The following is a 6,660-nucleotide window of genomic DNA, read 5'->3' as shown; positions in this document are numbered from 1 at the left end:
AATTCTTCCAGACCCGACAAACCCTCACGGCGTGCCAGTTCTCCCACCACATCTCGCGGGTTCAAACCCAGATGTGCCATGGCCACCATGGAATGAAACCACAGATCGGCAAACTCTCCCACCAGGGCCTTGCGATGGGCCTCGCTGGGTTCGGCGGCCATGTCTTTGCCCGCCATGACCGTTTCGGTGGCTTCTTCTCCGACCTTTTTGAGCACCGTGTCGGTACCCTTGTGGAACAGTCGGGCCACATAGCTTTGGTCCGGGTCAGCGCCTTTGCGTGACTCAATGACGCTGGCCAAGCGGCTCAATACGTCCAAGGTGTCCAGGGACTCGCTCATTTGTAGATGTGTTCGGGATCTTTGAGAACTGGGTCGACAGCAACCCATTTGCCATTCTCATATTTTTGAAAGAAACAACTGTGACGGCCAGTGTGACAGGCAATGCCGGGTTCATGACCCAGTTGCGTGATGCGCAACAGCACCACATCGTTGTCACAATCCATGCGTATGGCGTGCACCTTTTGAATGTGACCTGATTCTTCACCCTTGTGCCACAGGCGCTTACGGGAGCGACTCCAATACACCGCCTCACCCCGTTCGGCCGTCAACGCCAAGGCTTCCCGGTTCATCCAGGCAAACATCAGCACGTCACCGGTGCTGTCCTCCTGGGCAATGACCGGCACCAGACCGTTGTCATCCCAGCGTATCTCATCGAGCCAATTCATGACGGGAGTGTAGCAATCGGCAAGCCAGCGAGGCGTTGATCCCATAGCTGAGGTCACAATATGTTCATGTCAAGACCGCATGAAGGATATTCTTTGGTGACCGCTTCCGCCCCCACAACCACCGACCTGATGGCTGTCACCATGGGAGATGCCTGCGGCATCGGTCCAGAGATCATTGCCCGATGGTGGCCCGATGGACGTCAGTGGGTGGTCGTCGGATGTCCTCGTGTCATGGCCCGTGCTGTGAGTTGGATGCCCCCTGACAGGCGGCCCACGGTACGGGTGCTCAGCGCGTTGCGTGACGTTCAGGCTTTGGCTGAGAGCGAGCTGGGTGTCTGGGTGCCTCCTGGACTGCCTGACGACCTGTTGGACGCCCCTGTGGGGCGGGTGGACGAGCGCGCAGGCCGGGCCGCTGCGGCCTGCATCCGTGAAGCCGTGCGCCTGGCCCAGGTGGGTGAGGTGGCAGGCATGGTGACGGCGCCGTTGCACAAGGAGGCCTTGGCCATGGCGGGTGAACCCTATCCCGGGCATACCGAGCTCTTGCAGGCCGAAGGCAGTCCTGCTGGCCATCCCCCTGCGCCCGTGCGCATGATGCTGGCCAATGACCAACTCAAGACGGTGCTGGTCACCATCCATGTGTCCTTGCGTCAGGCCATTGAGCAGGTCACATTCGACAGCGTGCTGGAGACCTTGCGCATCACGCATCGCAGCGCGGCCCTGTGGGGGCAGGCTCGGCCGCGCATTGCCGTGGCGGGGCTCAATCCGCATGCAGGTGAGGGGGGCTTGTTCGGTGACGAGGAGTTGCACATCATCGGGCCCGCCATCGAGGCGGCGCGTCGGGAGGGCATCGAGGCGATCGGGCCGCTGGCGCCCGATACCGTGTTCATGCGTGCCCGACACGCACCGCCTGAGCACCCTGGGGAGTTCGATGTGGTGGTGGCCATGTACCATGATCAGGGGCTGATTCCCGTCAAGTATCTGGGGCTTGATCAAGGCGTCAACGTGACATTGGGGTTGCCCTTTGTGCGCACCAGTCCTGATCACGGCACCGCTTTTGATCTGGCCGGCACTGGCAGGGCGGATCCTTCCAGTCTGGCTGCAGCGGCCAACATGGCCCGAGCCTTGGTGGCCGGTCGCAAGGCGTGACGCGCCGGCCTTGTCGCATGCCTTGAGGCCTCATCGGCCGTCAAATCTGCGTCAGTGTGCTGTGCTGGCACTCAAGGCGGCCAGCTGTTTGCGTGCACGCACGGTGGCACGTTCAATCAATTCGGCTTGCTCGAAAGCCTTGAATCGGCCGGTTTCGCACATCTTGGCCAAAGTCCGACCTGTCAAGGAAATCGTCTGTTTGTGCAGGTGGCCGGTGTTGAAGATGAAGAAGGTCCGACCCTCGCTCACCCAGGTCAGGCGCACCTTCTGCCACTTGCCCTGCATGATCATGTGGTACGGCGTCCCCTTCTGAATGTGGTGCACCAATTGCAGGCCAGCTGCAGGTGGAGGCGGGGTGTCGAGGTTGATGTCGAGTTCACCCAGCGTCGGGTCCGCCTCGGGTTGTGGGCTTGCCAGGTCCAGGTTGATGTCCAGACTGCCGCTGTCCAGGGCCGTTTCCGGGATGAAGCCCGATTGCTTGATCTCTTCGGCTGTGAATGCCGATGTGCTCATCAGGCTGGTGTCGGACTGCAGGCTGTCCAGCGGCGTGGGCATCGAGTCCCCGGCCGTTTCTTCACGCGTGGGGATGGCAATGCTCTCAACTTGCTTGAGGCGTTGCTCCAGCAGGCGCTGAGTCAGATCGTGGGTGGGCGCGGCCTTCAAGCAGGCCGCATGGGCCGGCAGCAACTCCGCGAAAAAAGCCTGTTTCGCAGGTTCGGGGTGCTGAATCAGGGCCAGGCCCTCGTTGATGTCCTTCATCAACGACGGCAACTTGAGCAAGAAGGCCTGTCGCAGCTTGGGGTGGCCCTTGGGCTGCACACTCATGGCCAATTCACGGCCGGCGGCCTTCATGCGCTGGGCGAGAGCAGAGTCCGCGCCATCGCGTGTGGCGGCCACGACCTGAACTCGGCTCCAGACCTGCGAGAGGAAGTCGCGCAGGAAGTCTGGCAGTTCCACGTCAAGCAGCTCACGCTGCATGATCTGCATGTAGCGCTGTTGCACCCGCAGATCGGCTTCTTTGGCGCTCAGCAGCGCCGCCACATCGGCGTTATCGGCTGCATCTTGCGCCGTTTCGGCTTCGATGAACGCTTCCAGTTCACGCAACTTGGTCTCGTAGAGATCCATGCGGTCGAAATCGCCATCGACGATGTCATTGACCAGATGGGTGATGCGGGCCAAACAGTCCGCACCAGGCCCCTGCGTGTAGTCTTCGAACGATGCGGACAGGGAGGCGATGCGGTTCACGAAGCGCCGAACCGGGTGCTTGCGTGAGTTGAAGAAATTCATGTCGCCCAGCGCCACACGCAGCACGGGCATCTGCAGACGGGCAATCTGGCGCGCCATCTCTGGCGCCACCTTCGGGTCAGACAAGACCTGATCGAACAAAGCGGCCACGATGTCGATGACCATCTTGTCGAGCGCGGCCCCACCGCTGGCGCGAATCAGCTCATCCCGGTTGGCGCGGATCTGGTTGATGGCCATGAGTGGGCCGGCGAAACCAGGTGTCCGGTGCCCGGCATCCTGCTGATCGCTGCCCAGGCTGAGTCCTGCTGCAGCCATGGCTTCCTGGCCAATTTCGCCAGCCTGACGGCTGATCTGTCGCAGCAGGTTCTGGAAATCCACGTTCAGCGGGGCGCCGCCGGCCACGCTGTTTGAAACGACCTCGTCGAGTGCGCCCTGCCCGGATGGCAGGGGCATGCCGAACATCTCTCCCAAAGCCTGTGCGGCCCGAGCGTGCTGTGGATTCGGGGTGGAGATCGGGGCCGGTTGGGTTCTTGCCCCGCCTGTGAGTGGCGCTGGCTCGGTTCTTCGCGCATCCGCTCCGAGCGGCATGGCCGAAGAGTTCCGAGATTTTTGCAAGGACATGCCCATGGGCTGGAGCCCATGACCACGCATGTCGATGCTCATCTGCTCGTAACTGGTCGAGAGCGCCGCGCCCAACAGGGAAGGCAGCTGTCCAGCGATGGCGTTGACCACGTTCTCTTCGATACCGAGTTGGACCAGGCTGTCAAGCAGCGCCTTGGTCACCAATTTCGGCCGCAGCGGGTTGCGCTCGGGATTCGGATCTTCGAGCAAGGCAGCCATGTAGCTGCTCACGGCCTCGAGTGGGCGTTCGCAAGCGGGCATCAGGGCCAGTGCCAGGCGGTCGGCCTGCACATCACGTTCGACCTGAGCGTTATCGACCAGAGAGAGCGAGGCCCAGTCAGTGTTGGCCAAACTGCTCGCGCGCGTGTCTGGGGTGTTCTGAAGGCAATTCTCTGCCAGTGCCTTCAGTTCTCGATCAAAGCCTTGTATCAGGCGTCCCGATTTCAAGCGCAACTCGCGGTCGGCTGTCATCAGAATTTGTCTCTGCATGTTGCTGGTGCTGGCAGAGGCTTGGGCGCCCAGCTGAACAATCGTCTGATCGAGCACGCCCGAGACGGCAACTCGGAGGCGTCCGAGTGCCTGCGTCAGCACAGCGTCAAGGCGTGGGTCGATCACGAAACCATCCAATTCAAAATCATGCAGCCCGAAAGGGCCAGGAAGACACTTGATTCTGTCCTGAAACCAGATCGGGTGCGCAAGTCGGGATCATCCGTGACCGTGCAGATCTGCATGAGTCGCTTACTTTTTCAAACTGTCACGAATTTCACGAAGCAAAACGATGTCCTCGGGTGTGGCGGCCGGGGCGGCGGGTGCAGCGGGGGCTTCCTTCTTGAGGCGATTGATCTGTTTGATCATCAAGAAAATGATGAAGGCCAGAATCACAAAATTCAGGGCGACCGTCAGAAAGTTGCCGTAAGCGAACACTGCCCCCACTTTTTTCGCTTCCGCCAGCGGCAAGGTTGGATCCTGCCCGGCCAAGGCGATGTAGTAGTTGCTGAAGTCCAGGCCGCCAACCACTTTACCGACCAGAGGCATGATGAGATCGTTGACAGTGGAGTCGACGATCTTGCCGAATGCCCCGCCGATGATGACCCCGACGGCCAAGTCCATCACATTGCCCTTGACGGCAAATTCCTTGAACTCGCTGAAGAAACCCATTTTTTGCTCCTGTGGTTGAAAGCCGGCTCCATCCGCAGGCAAAGCCTGCCGGAGCATGCGCAAATGCCAGTGTCGCCTGAGCTTGTTGCAAAAATGTAGCAGGCTGCCTGGCTGAACGCTTGACCGTGCTGCTGTGAATCGAACGAGATGCGCCTTTGACCTCCGTTAGAATATGCGGTTGACCCCATATCTCTGTCATCGTCCTATCAGTCCCTAAGGATACCCATGAGCAATCAGCCAGTGGACCAAAGCCGTCGGACCTGGGTGACCATGGCCTGCGCCGCCGGTGGCGTGGGCGGCGTGGCCACCGCCATCCCCTTCGTTTCGACCTTCCAACCGTCCGAGCGCGCGAAAGCCGCCGGTGCCGCCGTTGAGGCTGATATCAGCGCCCTCAAGCCGGGCGAGATGATGACGGTCGAATGGCGCGGCAAGCCCGTTTGGATTCTCAAGCGCACGCCCGAGCAGGTCGCCGCGCTCAAGAAGATCGACCCTCAACTTGCCGATCCCGATTCCGCTCGTAAGCCCGCGGAGTTGACCCCGGCGTACTGCCGCAACACCCACCGCTCCATCAAGGAAGACGTGCTGGTTGCTGTGGGCATCTGTACTCACCTGGGCTGCTCGCCTTCGTCGAAGTTCCAGGCAGGCCCTCAGGCTTCGCTGCCAGACGACTGGCCGGGCGGCTTCCTGTGCCCTTGCCATGGTTCCACTTTTGACCTGGCAGGTCGCGTGTTCAAGAACAAGCCGGCTCCGGACAACCTGGAGATTCCGCCCCACATGTACCTGTCTGACACCAAGCTGCTGATTGGTGAAGACAAGAAGGCCTGACAGGAGACACGCACATGGCTGAAATGAAGCAGGCGCCCGCGGGCGCTTCGGCTGGCGAAAAGTTCATGACCTGGGTGGACAACCGGTTTCCGGCCACCAAGCTCTGGAACGAACACGTCGGCGACTACTACGCCCCGAAGAATTTCAACTTCTGGTATTTCTTCGGCTCGCTGGCTCTGCTGGTGCTGGTGATCCAGATCGTGACCGGGATCTTCCTGGTGATGAACTACAAGCCGGATGCCAACTTGGCCTTCGCCTCGGTGGAATACATCATGCGTGATGTGCCCTGGGGCTGGTTGATCCGCTACATGCACTCCACCGGCGCTTCGGCATTCTTCGTGGTGGTGTACCTGCACATGTACCGTGGCCTGATCTACGGCTCCTACCGCACCCCGCGTGAACTGGTCTGGATCTTCGGCTGCCTGATCTTCCTGGCGCTGATGGCCGAGGCTTTCATGGGCTACCTGCTGCCCTGGGGCCAGATGTCCTTCTGGGGCGCACAGGTGATCATCAACTTGTTCGCAGCCGTGCCCTTCATTGGTCCGGACCTGGCCATCCTGATCCGCGGTGACTTCGTGGTCGGTGATGCCACCCTGAACCGTTTCTTCTCGCTGCACGTGATCGCCGTGCCTCTGGTCCTGCTGGGTCTGGTGGTCGCGCACATCATCGCGCTGCACGAAGTGGGCTCGAACAACCCGGACGGTGTCGAGATCAAGCAAGGTCCGAAGGACGCCCGGGGCAAGCCGCTCGATGGCATCCCCTTCCACCCTTACTACTCGGTGCACGACCTGCTGGGCGTGGTGGGCTTCCTGATTGTCTTCTCGGCCGTGATCTTCTTCGCGCCCGAGTTCGGCGGCTACTTCCTGGAGCGCCCGAACTTCATCCCTGCTGACCCCTTCCAGACGCCTGCGCACATTGCGCCGGTCTGGTACTTCACCCCG

At 60.9% G+C, this 6,660-nt stretch carries 7 protein-coding genes; 3 read left to right on the top strand and 4 right to left on the bottom strand.

From position 1 onward, the window contains the following. Both ACMV18_RS09925 and hisI read right to left on the bottom strand, forming a co-directional pair. On the bottom strand, positions 1-338 hold a 338-nt coding region (locus ACMV18_RS09925; protein ID WP_420817703.1), incomplete at its 3' end, for a phosphoribosyl-ATP diphosphatase. Beyond that, on the bottom strand, positions 335-724 hold the full coding sequence (gene hisI, locus ACMV18_RS09920) for a phosphoribosyl-AMP cyclohydrolase (RefSeq protein ID WP_420817702.1): 390 nt from the start codon (positions 722-724) through the stop codon (positions 335-337). The genes hisI and ACMV18_RS09925, both read right to left, overlap by 4 nt. A 141-nt stretch (positions 725-865) precedes the next feature. Between hisI and pdxA the strand changes: the two genes are divergently transcribed. After that, entirely contained in the window at positions 866-1,870 is a 1,005-nt protein-coding gene (gene pdxA / locus ACMV18_RS09915; RefSeq protein ID WP_420817704.1) for a 4-hydroxythreonine-4-phosphate dehydrogenase PdxA, read from the top strand. A 51-nt stretch (positions 1,871-1,921) separates the two neighbouring features. On the opposite strand, the gene ACMV18_RS09910 is transcribed toward pdxA, so the two are convergent. Together ACMV18_RS09910 and mscL are read right to left on the bottom strand one after the other, a co-directional pair. Then, on the bottom strand, positions 1,922-4,351 hold the full coding sequence (locus ACMV18_RS09910; RefSeq protein ID WP_420817701.1) for a DUF1631 family protein: 2,430 nt from the start codon (positions 4,349-4,351) through the stop codon (positions 1,922-1,924). Positions 4,352-4,474: 123 nt separating this feature from the next. Further along, complete coding sequence (mscL, locus tag ACMV18_RS09905) at positions 4,475-4,894, bottom strand: large conductance mechanosensitive channel protein MscL (RefSeq protein ID WP_339583297.1); 420 nt, start codon at positions 4,892-4,894, stop codon at positions 4,475-4,477. A gap of 225 nt (positions 4,895-5,119) precedes the next feature. Between mscL and petA the strand changes: the two genes are divergently transcribed. Next, positions 5,120-5,719 (top strand): ubiquinol-cytochrome c reductase iron-sulfur subunit, encoded by a 600-nt coding sequence (petA, locus tag ACMV18_RS09900; RefSeq protein WP_339583296.1) that lies wholly within the window; start codon positions 5,120-5,122, stop codon positions 5,717-5,719. A 14-nt stretch (positions 5,720-5,733) separates the two neighbouring features. Continuing rightward, on the top strand, positions 5,734-6,660 hold a 927-nt coding region (locus ACMV18_RS09895), incomplete at its 3' end, for a cytochrome b (protein ID WP_420817700.1).

Origin of the sequence: Aquabacterium sp. (assembly GCF_048860245.1) — a bacterium.
In the GTDB taxonomy this organism is placed as follows: Bacteria; Pseudomonadota; Gammaproteobacteria; order Burkholderiales; family Burkholderiaceae_C; genus Aquabacterium.
This window is presented reverse-complemented; position numbering and strand designations above follow the sequence as displayed.

Excerpts from the sequence above, each read along its gene's own strand:
- hisI (WP_420817702.1), bottom strand. The coding sequence starts at position 724 with ATGAATTGGCTCGATGAGATACGCTGGGATGACAACGGTCTGGTGCCG.
- pdxA (WP_420817704.1), top strand. The coding sequence starts at position 866 with ATGGGAGATGCCTGCGGCATCGGTCCAGAGATCATTGCCCGATGGTGG.
- mscL (WP_339583297.1), bottom strand. The coding sequence starts at position 4,894 with ATGGGTTTCTTCAGCGAGTTCAAGGAATTTGCCGTCAAGGGCAATGTG.
- petA (WP_339583296.1), top strand. The coding sequence starts at position 5,120 with ATGAGCAATCAGCCAGTGGACCAAAGCCGTCGGACCTGGGTGACCATG.